Source organism: Bacillus sp. SIMBA_154 (assembly GCF_046536015.1).
In the GTDB taxonomy this organism is placed as follows: domain Bacteria; phylum Bacillota; class Bacilli; order Bacillales; family Bacillaceae; genus Bacillus; species Bacillus pumilus_P.
On sequence record NZ_JAWJBV010000003.1, the window covers coordinates 46,515 to 63,326 of the forward strand.

The following is a 16,812-nucleotide window of genomic DNA, read 5'->3' on the forward strand; positions in this document are numbered from 1 at the left end:
ATGAAAGTTTTAATCACCGGTGCAGGCGGTCAAATAGGGAAAGAATTGAGCAAACAGCTCAAGGAAAAAAACATCAGCGTCATTGCCTTAACAAGGAGCATGCTCAATATCGCAGATCAACAGGCAGTCAGACACGCGATGAGACACTTCCGGCCTGATATTGTTGTCAGTGCGGCCGCATATACATCTGTTGATCAATGTGAAATAGAAACGGAAAAGGCCTATCTTGTGAATGGCATTGGCGCCTATTATACAGCGCTGGAAGCAAAGAACGTAGGGGCAGATGTGTTACATGTCAGTACAGATTATGTGTTTGACGGGCAAGCGGAGACCCCTTATCAGGTCGATGCCCAAGCGGATCCTCAAACCATTTATGGAAAGAGTAAAAAGCTTGGCGAGGAATTGATTCACCTTGTGTCAGATGAAGTGAAAATCATCCGTACATCGTGGCTCTATGGACATGAGGGACATAATTTTGTGAATACCATTCTTCGGCTCGCTGAAACGAAGGATCATTTGCGCATTGTGAATGATCAAATAGGCTCTCCTACTTATACAAAGGATGTAGCAGAGGCCTTGATTCATTTATTTGATCAGAAGGCAGGCGTTTATCATGTCAGTAACCGAGAGAGTTGTTCCTGGTTTGATTTTGCGTCAGAAATTGTGGCAAAAAGCGGCCTGTCTACCACCATTGAGCCGATTTCTACGGAAGAGTACGGCTTCCAAACACCTCGTCCAGCCTATTCTGTTTTAGACCTTCAAGCGATTGAAGCCACAGGCTGGCAGCCAAGACATTGGAAGGATGCACTTCACGAATATTTGCAGAAAGAAGGGAGATGGCATCAGCATGATTGATGGTGTACAAACGAAAAAACTCATGAAACATTGTGATGATCGTGGTTTTTTTGCAGAGCTCATTCGAGATGATGAACCGATGCTAAAGCGCTTTGGGCAGGCGTCGTGGTCGAAAAGCTTTCCTGGAGTGATCAAAGCCTTTCATTACCATGAAAAACAAGATGACGTTTGGTTTTTTCCAGCAGGTCATGCACAGGTCGTTTTATACGATTTGAGAGAGGATTCTCCGACAAACGGCCAAACCGATGTGTATTATATGGGAGAAGATAATCCGATGCTGCTTCTTATTCCGAAAGGTGTCGCGCATGGCTACCGTGTACTAGGTGAGAAGCCGCTGCAAATTGTTTATTTTACAACAGAATCCTACGACCCGAAAAACCCAGATGAAAAGAGAATCGCTTGGAATGATGAGGCGATCGGATTTGATTGGAAAACAACGTTTAAATAGAGAACAGAGGCCTTTCGCAGGAGAAAGGTCTTTTTTTGTTGAAATACATTCTGTATGTGTCATTTTATGTATAATTATGAAGTTAAACAGAAAAGGGATGTGGATGAGTTTGTCTAAAAGAATTGCATTTGTAACAGGGGCAAGTACAGGGATTGGAAAGGCAATTGCCATAAAGCTTGCCGCTCAAGACGATGTAAAGGTGATTATCAATTCGAGAAATATATCCTCACTAGAACAGACGCAGCAGCATATTCAAGACATGACCGAAACAAAGGAGCCGGTGGCTCTTTTCTGTGGTGACATGTCGCATGAAGCAGTGAGGGCGGAGGCCTTTGCGGCAATAGAAAAAGAGTTTGGCAGACTGGATGTGTTAATCAATAACATTCCAGGAGGGAAGCCAGATACATTTGATTCATGTGAAAGTGGGCAGATGCTGGCAGCTTTTTCACAAAAAGCCATTGCGTACGTTGATACGATGAAGCGTGCGGCAGCCATGATGAAAAGACATGAATATGGACGTATCATTCAAATTGTCGGGAACCTTTGGAAGGAACCTGGTGACCAAATGTTTACGAACAGTATGATGAATGCAGCGATTATCAATGCAAGTAAAAATGCAGCCACACAGCTAGCACCTTCTGGGATTACGGTGAACTGTTTAAACCCAGGGTTTATTGCAACAGATCGGTATGAACAATTTATCGGGAACATGATGCGTAAACAGGCATTATCGCGGGAAGAAGCTGTACAGGCTGTCGCTTCAGGTATACCGATGCAAAGAGTGGGCGCAGCGAGTGAAATGGCTTCGCTGGCAGCTTTTATCGCATCAGAGGAAGCCTCCTATCTCACAGGACAACAAATATCTGTCGACGGTGGTTCGATGAAGAGTATATAACATAAAAAACCCGCTACATGCGGGTTTTTTGATGAAAGCGAATCGGGAGTATGTGAAGCCGGTCGATAAACAGTGCAAGCTGGTCAATTGGGGCAACCATTGAAATTCTTACATGACGGCTTCCGTGCCCGCTAAACACACCCCCAGGCGTTACAACGACATCTGCATGTTCGAGTAAATAGTCAGCAAATGCATGAGAATCCTCGAAATCATCAGGGATAGGAGCCCACAAATAAAAGGCGCCGGCTGGGCGTTCAATGGTCCAGCCAAGCTGTTTCGCCGCTTGACGGATGAAGAAATTCATTCGTTCAAGGTATACCTCTTTCAATGATTGAAGATGACCATCATCACTTTGCAAAGCAATGGTGGCAGCCTGTTGAAACCCGCCATACATACTGACAAACACATGGTCTTGGAAGGCGTTGATGGCATTAATGATTTCCTCATTCCCGACAGCAAAGGCGACTCTCCATCCTGCCATATTAAATGTCTTTGATAGAGAATATAATTCCACTCCTACGCTTTTTCCACGAGGAGCATTCATGAAGCTTACCGGTGTTTGTTCATAATGAAATGAACCATAGGCAAAATCATGGATCACATGCAGTCCGTGAGCGGCCGCAAAGGCAGCAGCTTCTTTAAAAAATGCATCATTTGCGACAGCACCAGTTGGGTTATTCGGATAATTCAAGAAAAGGACCTTTGCCTTTTTTAACACGTCCGGATCAATTGAGGAAAGGTTCGGTAAATAGCCATTTTTCTCATCGAGTTTGATACAGTATGGCTTTGCATCAGCCATCAAAATCCCTGAATGATATTCTGGATAACCTGGATCGGGGACGAGTGCGATATCCCCTGGATCAAGCAGACATTGACTCATGACATAAAGACCTGTTTTCCCACCATTGAAAAGGGCGATTTCCTTCTGGGGGTCAATCTCAGCATCGAATTCCTTTTTATAAAAATCTGCAATGGCTTGCTTGAAAAAGTCAAAGCCTCTAAAGGGCGCATATTGCTGGAATTGCAAAGTGCCCGCTGCTTCTTGAAGGGCGCTCACGATATGTGCAGGAGTAGGAAGATCGGGATTTCCTTGACCAAGGTTTATGATATTCGCTCCGTTTTGTGTTTTATGCGCAATTTTCTCAAATACGGTTCCAAATTTCTGTTCTGGCAGCCGTTCAATCATGTTAGATGGTAACATCTTCACCACATCAGCCTCTCTTTCTATCCCTTCACTAATTCATCGATCAACTGAATGGTTGCCTGCTTCTGAATGTTGCGGATGGACGAGGCAACATCTTGTGAGGATGATCCTTTTAATTCAAGAGACACGATCCCATTAAAGGCTTCAAATAAAGAAAGATCCACAAAGGTGCCTTTGGATGGGACTGATTTACTGACGATCACTGTATCACCAACTAAAGCGTCCTGCGGAATATGAACATGATCAATGGTGATATGCGTGACCTCTGGCGGTATGTGTCCGCTCTCTTTGAAATGCTGAGGGTATAAATGGCAGTCTGCCATATAATACGTGTGTCCAGAAAGCAGCTGTTTTGGCAGCTCAGCCTTTTTTCCATCGACTAATACATCGATCAGCAGCTTGGCCATATCCACCCCAAAGACCTTTTTGATATTCGGAATCATATTCCAGCCGGCAAATCTAGCCGCTGATTCAATGAGTCCGGTTTCTCGATTTTTCATGAGCTTAATCTCTGTATGGGTTGCACAGTTTTCAAGACCTAACCCTTCATTTGCCTTCCTTGCTGCCTCAATGATGATTTGCTGGGCTTTATTGTCTAGGATCGACGGAGTAATATGAGCCGTTTCTGTAAAACCGATTTGAGGGGTCTTATCATGAATGACAAAAGGGATATATTCACCCTCGACAACCAGCCCTTCAACACTGACATAATCAGCATATCCTTCTTCTTGATACCAATCCTCGTAAGCACCCTCTAAATACGTTTCAGCGACAAATGGTGCTTCATATGTCACAGCGTTTGGGACTGGAATGGTTTGCAAATAGGATTGTACGTTTAAAAACAGATCATCACTGCCGGCTCGGTCATGAAAAAGGGTAACGCCAATCGAGCTTGCTAAATATGTAGGCTTTAAAATAAGCGGTGTACCGATATGCTCAATGGCTTTTTGGAAATCAGATAAAGTGGTGACAGGCTGAGTTTTCACCGCTTTGACCCCAGCGGCGTTGAATGCAGCCCTCATTTGACTTTTATCACGCGCCATTTCAGCGGCCTTTACCCCGGCACCGCGCAGTCCAAGACGTTCAGCGGCTTTCGCCATTGGTGCAATGAATAATTCATTATTGGTGGTCATCGCATCTGCTTTGAAAAAGGAAGCCACTCGGACCAGGTCTCCCACAACCTCTTCTTCTGATTTCGGATAATCATCCTGTGCCCAGTAAATAGAATCAGGATGTTCAAAAGAGGGATGTGTTTCAAAATAATCACGATCTTTTATGAGCGCAATGGAGTACTTTTCTATTAGCTCAGCGTGTCCTTTTGTAATGGCAAAGGGTCTTGGGATATACGAAACGATATGGTACGATGCAGCCACGCTTTCATAAAACATATGGGGCGGGCATCCTCCTAGGTCAGCGATGACAAGTACGGTTTTTTTACTCAATGAAAGCACTCCTTTTTATCTAGCGGTGTAACCGCCGTCTGCTGTGACAACACTCCCAGTCATATAGCTGGATAGATCAGAGGCGAGAAACAGCATCACGCCAGCAATTTCTTCGGGTTTTCCAAGACGCAACAATGGGTTCACCTTTGCTTTTTCCTTTTTGACAATCTCGAGGCTTTCTGAGTGATTGTCTATAAAGGATTTTTCATTTAACGGTGTATCAATGATTCCTGGGGCAATACAATTTACCCTGATTTGATGAGCGGCATAGTCAATTGCCATTGATTTGGTTAGTTGGATGACACCGCCCTTTGTTGCGTTGTATGCAGGAATATCAGGCCATCCAACGAGACCACCGACAGATCCGGTATTAATAATGCTCCCGCTTTTCTTTTCAAGCATGTGCGGCAATGTATGCTTACTCATGAGAAATACGCCAGTCAGGTTGACCTGTAGAATATGGTTCCAATCCTCTAATGTCATCTCGTGAATGGGAGAGACAATTTCGATGCCTGCATTGTTAATCAAAACATCAATTGTCCCGAAGCGGCTGAGCACGGCCTGCACGGTTTGATGACAGTCAGACTCATTTGTTATATCCGTTTTGAAAAATGCAAGATGCTCATGCGGCAATGATTCGACGAGTTGTTTGCCGCTTTGCTCATTGATGTCAGCCACTGCTACTTTTGCCCCGTGCTCAAGGAAGAGCTTGACGGCGGCAAGTCCAATTCCTGATGCACCTCCTGTAATCAGGACGACTTTACCGGCAATGTTCATTTCTTCACCTTAGACGCTTTTGGCTTCAAGCGATTATAACGGGGAGGGAAGAAGAGATTAATAGATTTTGATGCTTCCGGCTTTGGATTAATCGCACCGTGATCTTCCTTTGGATCACAGAAATAGGTGGTGCCAAATTCCATTTTTTCTGTAAAGCCTTCAATGGTCATATCATAGCCCCCGCTGATGCAAATGCCGATTTGTTCATTTCGGTGCTTATGAAAAGGCATTTCTCCGCCATTCCCAGGAATGTTGGCAATCATGAGCTCCATCCAATCCTCAACAAAAAAGGTCACTTCCATGCCAGGGAGTAAATCCCGTGTTTTGAAAATGTCTAAGAAATAAGTGGGAGGAGCCGTATATTCTTCGCCAGCCTTTAATCTCTTAATATCGATTGCTATCACTTCTTCATCTGTCAGATTAGATGCGCCGTGAGGAACAAACGGTGGTGCAATATAGGCTGATTCTAATGGGGTGAGCAATTGGATAGATTGGCCGACCGTCATTTGAAGCTCGCCTTTTAATACAATTCCGATTTGGGCTTCGGAATGCTCGTGAGGTTCTATGATTGTGTGAGGAGGGACGTATGAAATTAATACTTCAGTATCGCCTCGTACAGTGGAATATTGGGTGACGCCATTATCCCATTCTATTTTTTTCGCTTGAGGAAAATATCGTTCTTGCGTCTTTTGTTCAGTATGCATATTAAATCTCTCCTTTTCCAAATATGGACCAGCTCATGGGTATGCTTTTAAACGTTCGAATGAAGGTGAGGCCGTATGTGGCTCTGGCAACCTCGTTGGTTAAGGCGAAATCAAATTCGCCGTCTCTTACTTTTTGGGCGGCAGTACTTGTAGAATTGACAAGTTCAAATTCAGCATTTTGATGGATGAAATATTGAATCAAATTGACAGGTGCAGGATGAGAGACAATTTTTAAATGGTGGAGCATTTGTTCTTGAAATGGGAAATCTGGTCTGACAGCCAAACCATACATGGGCGTGTCACATCTGAAAATTTGTAAAAGCTGTAGGTCAGGTCTCATGTAGAAGTGTTTGATTCCTTCGTATGCGTGTGGAACGAGAGTGTATTGAAGTGCGTTAGAGAGAGTGTGTTCAATGCAGGTTTCGAATGTGTCGTAAAGGGATAGTTTCGTATGGGTGCCGAGTGTAGTGGTGGAATGAGAGATGAAATGTTTTGCTGCATATTCACTGCTTGTCCCCTTAGGACCTAGTGTATTGACTGTAAACATCTTAGGTGAAACGATGGGCTCTTCTTTGAAATGAAAAACATCATTCTTTAAGATCATGTTTACCATCCAATCTTTATTCAAATTTTACTAGATTATAAAAAATAGTATTGGCAATTGTCAACAAAATTTATAAAAAATGTATTTTATAATGATATTAAAAATTGATCTAAAAAACTGCACATATCAAGATGTGCAGTGAAATGAGCTTACGTTTCAAAAGTATTTTTATGTTCCTGCTGTAAGGCACGTTCACGCTTATAGCTGACGAAGCTGATGATACAACCAACAAGAGTAATCAATGCACATACAAGCCCTACTGTATGATAGCCGAGATGGACATACACGGGTCCCATAAGAGCGGAACCGAGCATAACGGCAAGATTGGAAGCAAGACTGTAAAAAGCCATCACTTTCCCTCGATGGGTTTGGGAGCAGTCGCTCAGAACGGTGCTGAGAAGCGTGACGGATAAACTTTGCATCGCACCCCAAATAAATAGTGCAAAAATCAGCAATGTCCATGAGAACGGCGCATAAGGAAGTAAGGCTAGAACGAGCGTAATTCCACCTAGCACAAAGAAGAGAGAACGCATTTTACCGAACCAGTCTGCTAATTTCCCGGTAAATACACTCATGGAAAAGCCAACTCCATAAGCCATGATCAAAAGTCCAGCCGTGGATTGTCCTCCAGCGAACAGACTTTGCAGATAAGCTCCTAAAAAAGAGTACATGCCATAAAATCCAAGCATATTACAAAATGTCACGGTCAAATAGGCAGGGACACGATCGATTTTCAAAGCCCCCCATAAAGAGCCGGCTTTCTCACTAGCTTGAGGTGCCTTCGTGTCAGCTGTTGCGACTTGTTTTCGAGATTCAAGGATGACGAGCAGCAATACAATGAGACTCAGCATAGCGAAGATCCAAAATGTCCAGCGCCAGTTCAAACTTTGACCGATAAAGGCTCCGATCGGTACACCAAGGACAAGAGAAAGAGACCAGCTTGACACAATGAGTCCCATCACTTTGCCTCGATATTCGTAAGGAACCCGGTCGCCCACAAGAGCATAGGCCGTTGGCACAAATACACCAGTCGCCAGCCCAGAAATGGCACGGCCAGCAAAAAACACTGCCAGATTCGGTGCAGCAGCACACATCACTGTTCCGATCAGGAAGAAAGAAAGCCCGATGATCAAACAGAGTTCTCTTGAATACCGGTCCCCTAAAGGAACGAGCAGTGGTGCTCCAACCAGCACAGCTAACCCATAAATACTGATGGAAAGGGCGAGAATATCAAGAGAGTGCTGAAAGGAGTTAGATAAATCAGGCAGCAGTGGTGAAATCACCAGTTCTTCCGATCCCGCCGCAAAGACGCCAAGTGTCAGCGCAATGGCAAGTGTGATGGGAAACGTTTTAGAAGCCCGGCTGTCTAAAGATTCTTTCATCAGGTGATCCCTCCATACTTGCTTTTTCATTCAATTCCGTTAAAATAAATTCTACCATTATTTAGTTTTATTTTACATTTCATATCATAAGTATCATCATAAAATACTTTTCAAATGGAACGATTTTGGGATAGGAGAGGTACGAATGAAAATCACCGATGTAGATGTGCATATTTTAAACGAATTGAGAGAAGATGCCCGCTTATCTATGAGGGAATTGTCCAAACGAGTCAATTTATCGGCGCCTGCGGTAGCAGAAAGAGTGCGAAAATTAGAAGATGCAGGGATTATTGAAGGTTACTCCGTACAGGTCAATTATAAAAAACTGGGGCTTATGATTGACTGTTTACTGGAAGTCACGGTGTTAAACGGGGAGTATCAGCGTTTTGTGACATTTATGAATCAGCATCCACGTGCCTTTTTTGCTTATCGAGTGGCAGGACAGTCTTGCTTTTTCATTAAGCTGTCTGTCGCGTCCCTTGAAGAGATTGAAGCCTTTATTCAAGAAGTGTCTGGATTTACAAAAACCGTATCCCATATTGTCTTGTCAGAGCATCCTTTTTCTCATCCAGTACAGGAACGTGTGAAACAAATAGAAGGACCAGAAATGACAGTGATGAAATAAAAAAAGGACCCATCTCAGGTCCTTTTTACTCGTTTATCTGACTGATAGCTCATGATCGTTATGATGAGACCAATGAATGTCACGCCTGCAGCAAATAACGGAACAAGCTGTAAATGTGTGATTTCGATGGCGAGGCCGCCTAATGCTGCACCGCCGGCATTCCCAACATTAAAGGCAGAATGACTGAGCGTCGATGCGAGAGTCGGCGCTTCATGTGCCATGTTCATCGTGCGGTCATCAACAGACCATAAGAGGTCGATACAGCGGCGGCGACAGCATTTCCCGCCACGAAAAGCATCATTAACAGAATGAGGAGGCGTTTCCTCGACATTTTTCAAGTTGATAACGTTAAAATAGGTCCGCCAACTGCGACACCAAGTGCATATCCAGTAATCAGCTGCCTGAAGCAGAGATGGATACATGGAGATCATTTGCGACGGTTGGCAAAAGCCCCATGATGACAAATTCGGTCATGCCAATCGAAAATGCACCGAGTGTTAATGCAAAAATAGCGATGGGGAAGTTTTTCATGATGAGATCACCTTTCTAAACAAATACATAAAAAGGCTTCGGAGAGATCCGAAGCCTTAGGAGTTTATCATACATGGAAATATGACGCCAGCTGATCGTTTGCCAATCGGTTTCCAACAAAGAAGGAACCGAATTCGCCGTAGCGTGCACTGACTTCATCAAATCGCATTTCATAAACCAGTTTTTTGAATTGAAGAACATCGTCAGAGAAAAGGGTGACGCCCCACTCATAATCATCAAACCCGACTGACCCTGTAATGATCTGTTTTACTTTCCCAGCATAGCTTCTGCCAATTAAACCGTGGCTTCTCATGAGGGATTTACGCTCATCCATTGAGAGCATGTACCAGTTGTCATTACCAGAACGCCTTTTATCCATTGGATAGAAGCACACGTATTTAGAAGAAGGGAGCTCAGGGTATAGACGCGCACGTACATGCGGGTTTTCGTAAGGGTCCCCGCCATCGCTGCCTCCTGCTAAGTAGTTGCTGAGTTCAACAACTGACACGTACGAATAGGCTGGAATCGTAAATTCTGCTAGTCGTGATTTGTTGAATTCAAGCTCGATTTCATTCAGTTCTTCCATTGTTGGACGTAAAATCATGAGCATAATATCTGCTTTTTGGCCGACAATACTATAGATTGTTTGGCTTCCAGCCTTATCGTGCTCAGCTGTTTTCCATTTTTCCATTAGACCTGTGAACTCGTGAATAATGGCTTGACGCTCATCGCTTGTGAGCATCTTCCAAGCTGTCCAGTCAATTGTTCTAAAATCATGCAGCGCATACCAGCCGTCTAATGTTTGAGCTGCTTCATTTGTTGTATGTTGTTCGCTCATTTCTTTCACTCCTATTTACAGTTTTCCATCTGTTCCAACTATAACATAGTTTGTCCACATGAAGATGTGATCAAAACTTGAACGAAGAAACGGTTTTTATGGAAATTGGTTAAATTAGTTTGAAAAATAAGAATTTAATTTGTAAGCGCTATAATGTAAGTTGGTAGTTTGAATTTATGTAGAAGAAGAGTATGCTTAAAAGAGAACGCTTTTTTTGTAAAATCAAGGAGGGTATTGAAGTGGCAGATATTTTTTCAACAGTTCAGGAAAAGGTTGCAGGTAAAGGCGTAAAGATCGTTTTTCCTGAGGGAATGGACGAACGCATTCTAACAGCCGTTCAAAAACTAGCAGATGGCAAAGTATTGCAGCCAATTGTTGTAGGCAAGAAGCAAGAAGTCGAAGCAAAAGCAAAAGAATTAGGTCTTACACTTGACGGTGTTGACGTGTATGATCCTCATACATATGAAGGTTTTGAAGAGCTTGTACAAGCTTTCGTAGAAAGACGTAAAGGCAAAGCAACAGAAGAGCAAGCAAGAAAAGCATTACTGGATGAAAACTATTTCGGTACAATGCTCGTGTATAAAGGTCTTGCAGACGGCCTTGTAAGCGGTGCGGCACACTCAACTGCTGACACAGTGCGCCCAGCACTTCAAATCATTAAAACAAAAGAAGGCGTAAAGAAAACATCTGGCGTCTTCATCATGGCTCGCGGCGAAGAGCAATATGTGTTTGCTGATTGTGCCATCAACATTGCACCAGACAGCCAAGATTTAGCTGAAATCGCAATCGAAAGTGCGAACACAGCAAAAATGTTTGACATTGAACCACGTGTGGCAATGCTTAGCTTCTCAACGAAAGGCTCAGCAAAATCAGACGAAACAGACAAAGTATCTGAAGCGGTTCGCATTGCAAAAGAAAAGGCACCTGAGCTTGTACTTGATGGAGAATTCCAATTCGATGCAGCATTCGTTCCTTCAGTAGCAGCGAAAAAAGCACCAGATTCCGTGATCAAGGGAGACGCTAGCGTATTTGTTTTCCCTAGCCTCGAAGCTGGAAACATCGGCTACAAAATTGCACAGCGCTTAGGTAACTTTGAAGCTGTAGGTCCAATCCTGCAAGGTCTAAACCAGCCAGTAAACGATCTTTCAAGAGGCTGTAATGCCGAAGACGTTTACAACCTTGCGCTGATTACAGCAGCTCAAGCACGATAATATAATCATCCAAGAGGCTAGCTTCGTGTTAAAACGAAGCTAGCTTTTTTATGTGAATTCAATTCGTTTTCAATAATATTCCTCTCGTGCTAGGAAATGGTAAAATAACGGAGGGCTATTTGAGGAATAAGGGTGTTTGACGCCGATCTCATTAAAAGACAAGAAGAATTCAACCGGGCCATCCTAAAACGACTCGAACAATTTGAAGAACAACAAAAAAAGCGAGATGAAAATCTCATGCTCGCTTTGAAAGAATCCATTGAAACAAAAAAATGATTGCTGCAGCTCAACAAAGAAAGTGGTGGAAATTTTGGAAATAAGACATTCATGACAATAGTCCACTTATACACTCACATGTGAGTATGATAAAATCTAACGATATTCGCCAAAACTGTATAAAGTATTCTAAGAAAATCATTTTGTTTAAAATAACCTTAAATATACAAGATATCTATTTCTATAAATTAACTATTGTGTAATTATTAAGGGGGTAATGACATTGTTTTTTAAAAAATTGACAGAAGAAGAAAGAAAGTACACAGATAAAGCAGCAGGAATAGCATTTGTATTCTATCTAATTGCATTATCTATAAGTTCTTTATATTCATTTTTTAAGGAAACAGGATTTAATTTATATTTTATGATCTTGATGGTTGGTTTAATCATATTTTTCATGAGTGACTTCTTATTCAGAAAAACAAAAAACACGAAAAATGATAAAAATCATCGAAGTATAAAATAAACTTAAAAGGATCGGGGAGTATATTATGAAAAAATACGGGATTTTATTTTTAAGTTTAGTGTTCCTATGCGCAACACTATCATTATCAATTTCACCTACCAACGCACATGCACAAGTATCAAACAAAACACAAACAGATGTAGTAAAATTTGAAAAAGAATTTAACAAATTAATAGTTACACTAGAAAATATGGTTTCTAAAGGGATTGATTTTCAAGACTTAAAAAATAATAGCAACAAAAAAATCGCATCTCTTACAACTGAAGAAAAAAAAGTATACCAAGATTACAAAGCCTATATTGAAAATCCTGAAAACCAAAAAAATAATTCATTAAACTCAAGAATCATAGATAACGGAGAAATCTCAACTTTAGCTAAAAAAGCAAGTGGTATTTACATTTCTCAAAAACAAATACAAAGAATAAACGATGTTACAAATTTTAGTGGTGGCATATTCGGAGTGGCTTCAGGCTTAATTAGAATGAAACTGGGATTAAACCCAACTGCCTTATCATTGTTAATTATAGCAGTTGCTACTCTAGGGATAAGTGGTCTTAATCTTTGCAATAAATATAAAAAAGGAGTTTATCTTAAAGGAGAATTCGTAGGATCAATATATATGCCTTTAGGAACTGTATCTTGTGTAGCAAAAAAATAAATATGAAACAACATAGAAAAGCAGGCTATCTTCTAGCCTGCTTTTCTACTTAATTATGTAATTTTTAATACCAACATACCAATGTGCCATGACTTCAAACGTCTCATTGGCTACTTCATCATCCACTGGATACTTAGAAATCTCTAAAATGGCTTTCTATTCTTCCATTTCCTTGCAGACTTCTTTTTCAATCGCTTCCGCAGCCTCTATCATCCCATTTATGAAAATCATTAAAGGCGGGAAGTATGTCTTTAAGATTGATCAAGGGAAGAATGTGGTGAAAAGGGTTGAGAAGACTGCTAAGGATATAAAAAAACTGCCCTCAGCCTTTGCGGATCGTGCAAAATTAGAAGGGCATTTTGATAAACACGGAAAAGAGTTCTCAGGACTATATAAAAATGCTAACGAATACCTTGAAGGTGCAAAAGTGGTTATTAATAGCGGCATCAAGGTCAAGTATCAATATAAAGGTGAAATAAGGACAGGGTATGTCAAATTTATGGGGAATAATAAACATGGTAGGGCTAAGTTTGAATTTGTAGGTACAAATAATAAAAATGAAATTACAACTTACCATACTCAGAGTGGTAAAAAGATATGGAAAACAATTAATGGTGAAAATATTCCAGTCATCAATCCATCAGATTAGAGAGTGAGGGTTTATTATGGTATACGACTGTTTTGTTAAAAGACTCGATCCTCAGATTGAGGAGGAAACAACCATTGAGATTAATGGAATAGAATTTACAGGATTTGCTGATATTTGTCCGTATGAAATTGAAGAGGGAAAAAGTTATCCAGTATCAATAGGATTTACTATATTAGATGAATTGATAATTCATGAAATTCCGATAGAAAAGAAAGAGATAGAACGCATTGATTCAGGATATGAATATTATTTAAGAGGTTTGCTAAAAGAGGATAAAATTGATGCAGGCATAATTTTTACTAACGAGGATGATTATTTCATCGATTTTCCTGAATTAATAAATAAAAATGTTGAAATAAAAGTTGATAGAATTAGCATAGAATTTTTAAGAACAAACAATAACGAATAATCTACACATTTTGTATAGAAAGGTATACAGATCAGAAAAAAACATGGACATCATGCTTTTGAATTTCTATGGTTAGGTTTCATACTCGATGTGGTCATTTTCTATTTACCTTTAAAAATGCTCCTTCGTCTGTATAAAAGGGTGATGAAAAAATCAGCTACTTAACATAGAGGAGGCGCTTAAAATGCTCAATTTACATCAAATCCAAAATCTGCACATGAACGAGCCAGCAAGTGACATACACATCAAAGAGGCAGAATCCCAACTGAACATGGTTTTGCCTCATGTCTATAAAACCTTACTGAACAGACAAATGGGTTATCCATTGGTGGTGAGCTGCTGCTATACGGTACTGAGGACATTGTGGAACGCAATGAAGCGTGGGAGGTCCATCATTATGCAAACGGCTATGTGGCGATTGGCGACGATGGCGGAGGGCAAGTATTTCTCATGCGGCTGGTTGATGATGAGAAAAAGGTATGGATTGTGGATGCTGGTGTAATGGACCCTCAACATGCAGAGTTGGTGACTGAAGACTTGCTGGAGTGGGTGAGTGGGGGATGCATCGTTGAATGATGAAACTGCTTTGAATGCATAAATCACTGAAAAGTAAAACACAAACATCCAGTTTGAAACGCTCTGTGACGTCAAATGTCATGGAGCTTTTTTGATGCTCTCTCCGATTCTCCCTCCATTCATCCCATGTTATAATAAACACAGTTTATGAACGAGAGGATATGCAGGAGATGAAAAATGAACCTATTGAGTTACTGACACAGCCGAAATGGCGAATCATAGATCAGTCGAGCCTGGGGCTTTATGTAGATCCGAAGCAATCCTTTGCGATGGATGATACGCTTTGTGCGTCGGTGGGGAAGGGGCTCTCACCAGCGACTGCCCGTTCTTGGGTGCATCACAATACGATTGTTCTTGGTATTCAGGATACAAGACTTCCATTTCTTCAAGATGGCGTAAAGCTGCTTGAGAAAGAGGGGTATCGTGTGATTGTGCGCAATTCAGGCGGTCTTGCTGTGGTGCTGGATGAAGGTGTGCTAAATGTGTCGTTAATCTTTGCGGAACAAAAGAAGGGTATTGATATCGACCGCGGGTATGACGCAATGGTAGCGTTGATCCGCCGGATGCTGGCAATGTATGAGGCGGAGATTGAAGCCTATGAAATTGTCGGCTCTTACTGTCCAGGCAGCTATGATTTAAGCATCAATGGAAAGAAATTTGCAGGCATTTCTCAGCGCAGATTACGCGGAGGGGTCGCTGTGCAAATCTATTTGTGTGCAGATGGAAGCGGGCGTGAGCGTGCCGATTTGATCCGTCGTTTTTATAACGCCGCCTTAAAGGACAAACGACAAGAAGTGAAGGCAGTGTTTCCCGATATACAGCCTGATACGATGGCATCTTTATCAGAGTTAATTGGTGAACCAATCGATTGTACGGTTCTCATGCGTCTTTTGCTAGAAGAGCTTCAAAAGCTGAGTGATCAACTGACAGCATCAGGACTGAACGCAGAAGAACAGCTGGAATTTGAAAAAAACATGACGCGGATGATTGAGCGGAATGAGAAGGTGTTTTCGTAAAAAGAAAGGGAGGATTCCGGTGAAATCCAAAAACGGCAGTTACCTCTATTTACTATGGCTTCCTGTCATCATAGGAGCCGGCTACGGCATTTCGCTTTTCGTGCCGTTTCTTCAGCCTGTATTGACACTTGGCATCGCAGGGCTTTTTATTTTTATTTTTGGTGATTTTCAGGTGAGACAGGTCAGGTATATCTTTATGTTCGTGTTTTTGATCAATGTCCTTTTTAGTGTGATGCTATTTTTGGATATATAAAAAAGTGCTTCCCGCAGGTGGGGAGCACTTTTTGTTATTCTGCCATTTTTTCAAGGTTGCCGTTCCGGTCCATTTTAAAGGTTGGTGCGGCATTGTCGTCATCTTCAAACAAAACTAGTTTTCTTGCACGGTTCATGATTTTGACGAGTGTTTCATAATCTTCTTGAATCGTGAGCTGATCCTTTTCAAGCTTTTTCACTTCAGCCTCTAGCTGCGAGACTTTATGTGATAGTTCGTTATTTTCTCGTTTTAACCGGCTGTTTTCCATACGTAAGGCAGAGGATTGCTGTCCATCGCCTTCATAGCGGCGTAAGAAATCAATGATATCTTCGATGGTTAATTCCTGACGCTGCCTAAACGGATTGGCTTCTGGTTTTTTCTCAACACCGTGGGAAGCCTGTGACAATAAATGTGATAAACTAGCTAACTCTTCATTGTAGCTTTTATCGACAAACTGAAGCTGTTCAGCTGTTTCAGCTGCTGGTGCAAACGTTTCTTCCTTTGCTGGTTCCAGCTCCTCAGAAAATTCCTCCTGTGTGATCGTTTCTTCTACTTGCGGCTGATAGAGTAATCGTTTTTTCGCAGGCTGGCCATTGCCGAGTGCACGCATTCGTTGCTTTCGCTGTTTTTTGGCAAGTGCCAAGGCTTTTTCATATTGATGCCTCACGACAGCATTCCATCTAAAACCGCATGCCGCTGAGGTGCGGTTCAGTTTGTCTCCTACTTCTTCAAACGCGTTCAACTGTGTGCTGCCCTCTCTGACATGGCGTAAGACGGTTTCTGCCAGAAGGAGATCATCTTCCTCTGACCAAGCATCTTGTCTTTGTTTTGACATGTGTTTAAACCCCCATATGATTTGATGGTATTAGATTAGCCAAGTTGAAGAAGGTTTATACAAGTTTGCTAAAAGGATAGTGGAAAATACTAGCTTTTATATGAACACGTATCGGCGGTTACAATACATCTTGCAAGTCCAGCCGCTTCGATGTACAA

22 protein-coding genes and 1 pseudogene are annotated in these 16,812 nt (G+C 41.8%); 13 read left to right on the forward strand and 10 right to left on the reverse strand.

The features are described 5' to 3' along the window. The 3 genes from rfbD (at position 1) to R0K30_RS06675 (ending at position 2,198) form a co-directional block, all read left to right on the forward strand. Positions 1-855, forward strand: a complete 855-nt coding sequence (rfbD, locus tag R0K30_RS06665) for a dTDP-4-dehydrorhamnose reductase (RefSeq protein ID WP_410609741.1) — start codon at positions 1-3, stop codon at positions 853-855. Next, a complete protein-coding gene (locus R0K30_RS06670; RefSeq protein ID WP_230030584.1) occupies positions 848-1,303 on the forward strand; it encodes a dTDP-4-dehydrorhamnose 3,5-epimerase family protein in 456 nt (151 codons plus the stop codon). The genes rfbD and R0K30_RS06670 overlap by 8 nt, the downstream gene beginning before the upstream one ends. A gap of 103 nt (positions 1,304-1,406) precedes the next feature. Further along, a complete protein-coding gene (locus R0K30_RS06675) occupies positions 1,407-2,198 on the forward strand; it encodes an SDR family oxidoreductase (protein ID WP_283775095.1) in 792 nt (263 codons plus the stop codon). Between the two features lie 13 nt (positions 2,199-2,211). Here the strand turns inward: R0K30_RS06675 and R0K30_RS06680 are convergent, their stop codons facing one another. From R0K30_RS06680 to R0K30_RS06705, 6 genes are all read right to left on the reverse strand, one after another. Beyond that, positions 2,212-3,405, reverse strand: coding sequence for an aminotransferase class I/II-fold pyridoxal phosphate-dependent enzyme (locus R0K30_RS06680; protein WP_410609744.1), 1,194 nt, complete (start codon positions 3,403-3,405; stop codon positions 2,212-2,214). A gap of 17 nt (positions 3,406-3,422) precedes the next feature. After that, positions 3,423-4,844: an alanine--anticapsin ligase gene (gene bacD / locus R0K30_RS06685; RefSeq protein ID WP_410609746.1), complete on the reverse strand. Its 1,422-nt coding sequence runs from the start codon at positions 4,842-4,844 to the stop codon at positions 3,423-3,425. A 15-nt stretch (positions 4,845-4,859) separates the two neighbouring features. Then, positions 4,860-5,621, reverse strand: a complete 762-nt coding sequence (locus R0K30_RS06690) for a glucose 1-dehydrogenase (RefSeq protein ID WP_230030586.1) — start codon at positions 5,619-5,621, stop codon at positions 4,860-4,862. Further along, entirely contained in the window at positions 5,618-6,325 is a 708-nt protein-coding gene (gene bacB, locus R0K30_RS06695; protein ID WP_230030587.1) for a 3-((4R)-4-hydroxycyclohexa-1,5-dien-1-yl)-2-oxopropanoate isomerase, read from the reverse strand. The genes R0K30_RS06690 and bacB overlap by 4 nt, the downstream gene beginning before the upstream one ends. A 1-nt stretch (position 6,326) precedes the next feature. Continuing rightward, positions 6,327-6,929: a type 2 periplasmic-binding domain-containing protein gene (locus R0K30_RS06700; protein ID WP_230030588.1), complete on the reverse strand. Its 603-nt coding sequence runs from the start codon at positions 6,927-6,929 to the stop codon at positions 6,327-6,329. 149 nt (positions 6,930-7,078) lie between these two features. After that, positions 7,079-8,311 (reverse strand): MFS transporter, encoded by a 1,233-nt coding sequence (locus tag R0K30_RS06705; RefSeq protein ID WP_410609749.1) that lies wholly within the window; start codon positions 8,309-8,311, stop codon positions 7,079-7,081. A 145-nt stretch (positions 8,312-8,456) separates the two neighbouring features. Between R0K30_RS06705 and R0K30_RS06710 the strand changes: the two genes are divergently transcribed. Beyond that, positions 8,457-8,936 carry an Lrp/AsnC family transcriptional regulator gene (locus R0K30_RS06710; RefSeq protein ID WP_367307896.1) on the forward strand — a complete coding sequence of 160 codons (480 nt, stop codon included), beginning with the start codon at positions 8,457-8,459 and terminating at the stop codon, positions 8,934-8,936. Positions 8,937-8,950: 14 nt separating this feature from the next. Here the strand turns inward: R0K30_RS06710 and R0K30_RS06715 are convergent, their stop codons facing one another. The 3 genes and pseudogenes from R0K30_RS06715 to hemQ all read right to left on the reverse strand — a co-directional run bounded on the left by R0K30_RS06715 (position 8,951) and on the right by hemQ (position 10,305). Beyond that, complete coding sequence (locus R0K30_RS06715) at positions 8,951-9,274, reverse strand: hypothetical protein (protein WP_367308005.1); 324 nt, start codon at positions 9,272-9,274, stop codon at positions 8,951-8,953. Next, positions 9,163-9,467 (reverse strand): annotated as a pseudogene (locus R0K30_RS06720) (MFS transporter); the annotation flags it as partial. The pseudogene R0K30_RS06720 and the gene R0K30_RS06715, both read right to left, overlap by 112 nt. A 67-nt stretch (positions 9,468-9,534) precedes the next feature. Further along, on the reverse strand, positions 9,535-10,305 hold the full coding sequence (gene hemQ, locus R0K30_RS06725) for a hydrogen peroxide-dependent heme synthase (RefSeq protein ID WP_410609752.1): 771 nt from the start codon (positions 10,303-10,305) through the stop codon (positions 9,535-9,537). Between the two features lie 239 nt (positions 10,306-10,544). Between hemQ and pta the strand changes: the two genes are divergently transcribed. The 9 genes from pta to R0K30_RS06775 all read left to right on the forward strand — a co-directional run bounded on the left by pta (position 10,545) and on the right by R0K30_RS06775 (position 15,819). Then, positions 10,545-11,516, forward strand: a complete 972-nt coding sequence (gene pta, locus R0K30_RS06730) for a phosphate acetyltransferase (protein WP_410609754.1) — start codon at positions 10,545-10,547, stop codon at positions 11,514-11,516. Between the two features lie 132 nt (positions 11,517-11,648). Then, on the forward strand, positions 11,649-11,792 hold the full coding sequence (locus R0K30_RS06735) for a hypothetical protein (protein WP_230030593.1): 144 nt from the start codon (positions 11,649-11,651) through the stop codon (positions 11,790-11,792). A gap of 223 nt (positions 11,793-12,015) precedes the next feature. Then, positions 12,016-12,258, forward strand: coding sequence for a hypothetical protein (locus tag R0K30_RS06745; RefSeq protein ID WP_099726554.1), 243 nt, complete (start codon positions 12,016-12,018; stop codon positions 12,256-12,258). 25 nt (positions 12,259-12,283) lie between these two features. Next, complete coding sequence (locus tag R0K30_RS06750) at positions 12,284-12,916, forward strand: hypothetical protein (RefSeq protein ID WP_410609757.1); 633 nt, start codon at positions 12,284-12,286, stop codon at positions 12,914-12,916. Between the two features lie 148 nt (positions 12,917-13,064). After that, positions 13,065-13,565 carry a hypothetical protein gene (locus R0K30_RS06755; protein ID WP_410609759.1) on the forward strand — a complete coding sequence of 167 codons (501 nt, stop codon included), beginning with the start codon at positions 13,065-13,067 and terminating at the stop codon, positions 13,563-13,565. Positions 13,566-13,581: 16 nt separating this feature from the next. Further along, entirely contained in the window at positions 13,582-13,974 is a 393-nt protein-coding gene (locus R0K30_RS06760; RefSeq protein ID WP_410609761.1) for a hypothetical protein, read from the forward strand. Between the two features lie 363 nt (positions 13,975-14,337). Next, a complete protein-coding gene (locus R0K30_RS06765; protein ID WP_367307900.1) occupies positions 14,338-14,550 on the forward strand; it encodes an SMI1/KNR4 family protein in 213 nt (70 codons plus the stop codon). 170 nt (positions 14,551-14,720) lie between these two features. Next, positions 14,721-15,566, forward strand: a complete 846-nt coding sequence (gene lipL / locus R0K30_RS06770) for an octanoyl-[GcvH]:protein N-octanoyltransferase (protein WP_410609763.1) — start codon at positions 14,721-14,723, stop codon at positions 15,564-15,566. Between the two features lie 19 nt (positions 15,567-15,585). After that, complete coding sequence (locus R0K30_RS06775; protein WP_099726548.1) at positions 15,586-15,819, forward strand: DUF5970 family protein; 234 nt, start codon at positions 15,586-15,588, stop codon at positions 15,817-15,819. Positions 15,820-15,853: 34 nt separating this feature from the next. On the opposite strand, the gene R0K30_RS06780 is transcribed toward R0K30_RS06775, so the two are convergent. After that, positions 15,854-16,654, reverse strand: coding sequence for an RsfA family transcriptional regulator (locus tag R0K30_RS06780; protein WP_367307902.1), 801 nt, complete (start codon positions 16,652-16,654; stop codon positions 15,854-15,856). Between the last annotated feature and the right edge of the window lie 158 nt (positions 16,655-16,812).

Excerpts from the sequence above, each read along its gene's own strand:
- R0K30_RS06700 (WP_230030588.1), bottom strand. The coding sequence starts at position 6,929 with ATGATCTTAAAGAATGATGTTTTTCATTTCAAAGAAGAGCCCATCGTT.
- lipL (WP_410609763.1), top strand. The coding sequence starts at position 14,721 with ATGAAAAATGAACCTATTGAGTTACTGACACAGCCGAAATGGCGAATC.
- R0K30_RS06670 (WP_230030584.1), top strand. The coding sequence starts at position 848 with ATGATTGATGGTGTACAAACGAAAAAACTCATGAAACATTGTGATGAT.
- R0K30_RS06760 (WP_410609761.1), top strand. The coding sequence starts at position 13,582 with ATGGTATACGACTGTTTTGTTAAAAGACTCGATCCTCAGATTGAGGAG.
- R0K30_RS06675 (WP_283775095.1), top strand. The coding sequence starts at position 1,407 with ATGAGTTTGTCTAAAAGAATTGCATTTGTAACAGGGGCAAGTACAGGG.
- R0K30_RS06705 (WP_410609749.1), bottom strand. The coding sequence starts at position 8,311 with ATGAAAGAATCTTTAGACAGCCGGGCTTCTAAAACGTTTCCCATCACA.
- bacB (WP_230030587.1), bottom strand. The coding sequence starts at position 6,325 with ATGCATACTGAACAAAAGACGCAAGAACGATATTTTCCTCAAGCGAAA.
- R0K30_RS06750 (WP_410609757.1), top strand. The coding sequence starts at position 12,284 with ATGAAAAAATACGGGATTTTATTTTTAAGTTTAGTGTTCCTATGCGCA.
- rfbD (WP_410609741.1), top strand. The coding sequence starts at position 1 with ATGAAAGTTTTAATCACCGGTGCAGGCGGTCAAATAGGGAAAGAATTG.
- hemQ (WP_410609752.1), bottom strand. The coding sequence starts at position 10,305 with ATGAGCGAACAACATACAACAAATGAAGCAGCTCAAACATTAGACGGC.
- R0K30_RS06710 (WP_367307896.1), top strand. The coding sequence starts at position 8,457 with ATGAAAATCACCGATGTAGATGTGCATATTTTAAACGAATTGAGAGAA.
- R0K30_RS06780 (WP_367307902.1), bottom strand. The coding sequence starts at position 16,654 with ATGTCAAAACAAAGACAAGATGCTTGGTCAGAGGAAGATGATCTCCTT.
- R0K30_RS06755 (WP_410609759.1), top strand. The coding sequence starts at position 13,065 with ATGGCTTTCTATTCTTCCATTTCCTTGCAGACTTCTTTTTCAATCGCT.
- R0K30_RS06690 (WP_230030586.1), bottom strand. The coding sequence starts at position 5,621 with ATGAACATTGCCGGTAAAGTCGTCCTGATTACAGGAGGTGCATCAGGA.